We start from the raw sequence: 2761 nt of genomic DNA, 5'->3' as shown, positions 1-2761 counted from the left end.
CTCGACTCTACCCAGCTCGATGCGGCCGTCGTCGAGGAACAGCACCAGCCCGCTCCAGTGGCGCAGGGCGTAGCGGATCGCCTCGGCGAGGCCGGACTTGCCCGAGACCCGCGCCAGCTGGGCGGTGAGCCAGGCGTGCAGGGCGTCCACGATGGGCCGGCTGCGCTCCTGCCGGACCGTTCGCCGCTCCTCGGCAGGGCGCGGCCGCGGATCTCCGCCTCCACTTCGTAGAGCTCGCCGATCCGGCGCAGCGCCTCCGCGGCCAAGGGTGAGCCTGTGGCCTGATGGATCTCGTAAAAGCGCCTCCGGCAGTGCGCCCAACAGAAGGCGAGACGGATCTCCCCGGGCGGACGGTCCGCGAGCAGGCTCTTGAAGCCGCCGTAGCCGTCCACCTGCAGCACGCCCGTGAACCCGGCCAGGTGCGCGGCCGGGTGCTCGCCCTTGCGGTCCTCGGCGTAGAGGTAGACCACCGCCGGCGGGGTCGTGCCGCCCCAGGGCCGATCGTCGATCGCGTAGCCCCACAGCCGGCCGGTCTTGGTCCGGCCCCGGCCCGGGTCGAGCACCGGCAGCGTGGGTCGAGTCGCGCGGGGGAATCTCACCCCCGCGCGCTCACAGAACCGTACGTGAACCTCTCGGCTCATACGGCTCTTGTCGCCCAGCCCGACCCGCGGAGGAAGGACCAGTGCGCGAACAGCCGTGGCCGGGCCTGAGCCTCTCGGGCCAGCCACCGGTGGGCGCGCCGCTGGTGTCCGCGGTGTCGCTTCAACTTCTTGCAGGCCCATCGTCCCAGGTAGAGGTCGATGTGCCGGAGGGCGGGATACAGGGCGGAGCGGTGGAACTTGCCGTAGTAGAGGATCCAGCCCCGGATGATCGGGTTGAACATCCGCGCCAGATCGGCGAGCTCCTTGTCGGTCCGCCGGTGCAGCCGCCAGCGCCGCACTTCCGTGCGGATGGCCTTCAGCGCCTTCGGACCGACGGCGGGCGTGAAGCCGACCCGGTACTGGCCGGCCCGCCAGCGCACCAGCCTCGGACGGAACTCGTAGCCGAGGAAGGTGAACTTGTGGACCGGGTGGTCGCCGGGGCGGTCGGTGTCCCGGCAGTAGACGACCCTCGTCTTCTCCGGGTGCAGGGCCAGACCGCACGCGGCCAGGCGCGCGTCGAGCGCCGCCTTGAGCCGCTCGGCTTCCGCCTGGGTGCGGCAGTGGCAGATGACGTCATCCGCGTAGCGCTCGAACGGGATGGCAGGGAAGACCCGACGCATCCACATGTCGAAAGCATAATGCAAGAACAGGTTCGCGAGGACGGGGCTGATCACCCCGCCTTGCGGTGTCCCGCACCCCCGCGGATGAAGACTACCGTCCTCCATCTGCACCGGTGCTGTCAGCCATCTCTCGATGTACAAGAGTGTCCAGCGGCAATCAGTATGATGCCGCACCGCCTTCAGGAGAAGGTCGTGCGGGATACTGTCGAAGAAGCCCTTGATGTCGAGATCGAGGACCCAATCGAATCGCCAGCACCGCTGGCGTGCCGCCGCGACGGCGTCGAGCGCCGAGCGGCCCGGTCGGTAGCCGTAGGAGTCCGGGTGGAACCGGGGTTCCACCAGCGGCTCCAGGCGGCGCCGGACGACCTCCTGAGCCACGCGGTCCGCGACCGTCGGGACGCCGAGCGGGCGCGTGCCGCCGTCGGGCTTGGGGATGTCGACCCGGCGGACCGGGGGAGGAAAGTAGCTGCCCGACGACAGCCGGTTCCAGAGCTTGTAGAGGTTGCCCGTCAGGTCAGCCTCGAACTCCGCGATCGACACGCCGTCGACCCCGGCCGCACCGTCGTTCGCCCTCACCTTCTTGAAGGCTTCCCAGACCTCCTTCTTGGGAATGTCGAACGGCTTCGCCCCACCCACGCCGGTCCTCCCGTCACCGGTTGCCGCCGGGATGGGGCCGGGCGACGCGACCCCTTCGGTCCGGCCGTTTGTCGCGGCCCTCACCCCTACTACGGGTCACTCCGCCCCTCCGCCCCGTATCGGTACTCTGGCCCTCGCGGGGGCTGCCCGCTCGAGCGTCTCCCTTCGCACCGGGGCGGCAGGTTCCCACGTTCCGAACGAGCGCCTGTGCCGGAGTCGCGCCGCCTCCATGCCGGATGCCGCCTGGGCAGTAATCAGGGCGCCCCCCAGACTCGTCCCGGGCCAACGACAACCTCCCGGTTTCGGCATCGTCTGTACGCTTTCGACACGTCATCAGCGGTTCGCTCTCGCTCGCCTCTCCGACACTCACCTGACGGGATGATGTCCCGCCTTTTCCTGCGACGCTCACCACGAGGGCTTTTGACCGACGCGGCTCGCAGCGGTTTGGGGCCTGTCCCTGACGACCGACCCCGAGGGGCCGTCCCTCATCGCTCGATCAGCACCACACCTCCTTTCGTCGGCATGTTCGTGGCACACTGTCATCGGCGAAGATCCGGGTCGAGCCCATGACGTGCCGGCGCAAGAGGCGCCACAGCGGCTCGAGCCACCAGCAGGCCCGCCCGACCCAGTCGCACAGGGTGGAACGGTCGAGCGCGATCCCTTGCCGGGCGAAGATCCCCGCCTGGCGGTACAGGGGCAGATGATCACCGAACTTGGCCACCAGCACGTGCGCGATGAGCGCCTCAGTGGCCATCCCGCCGGTGATCGGCCGCTCCGGAGCAGGAGCCTGCACCACGGCCTCTTCGCAAGTCCGGCAGGCGTAGCGGGGGCGGCGGATCACCTTCACCCGCAGCTGGGCGGGGA

Annotated in this window: 1 protein-coding gene and 2 pseudogenes; all 3 read right to left on the bottom strand. The window is 69.8% G+C overall.

The features are described from left to right. Positions 1 to 572: pseudogene (locus VE326_07435) on the bottom strand (IS66 family transposase). A gap of 65 nt (positions 573 to 637) precedes the next feature. Continuing rightward, positions 638 to 1897 (bottom strand): group II intron reverse transcriptase/maturase, encoded by a 1260-nt coding sequence (gene ltrA / locus VE326_07430; GenBank protein ID HYJ33038.1) that lies wholly within the window; start codon positions 1895 to 1897, stop codon positions 638 to 640. Between the two features lie 535 nt (positions 1898 to 2432). Beyond that, positions 2433 to 2761, bottom strand: a pseudogene (locus VE326_07425) (transposase).

It is taken from the genome of Candidatus Binatia bacterium, assembly GCA_035631035.1.
GTDB lineage: Bacteria > Eisenbacteria > RBG-16-71-46 > SZUA-252 > SZUA-252 > DASQJL01.
Note: the sequence above shows the minus strand (reverse complement) of the source record. Positions and strands in the feature narration are given on the sequence as shown.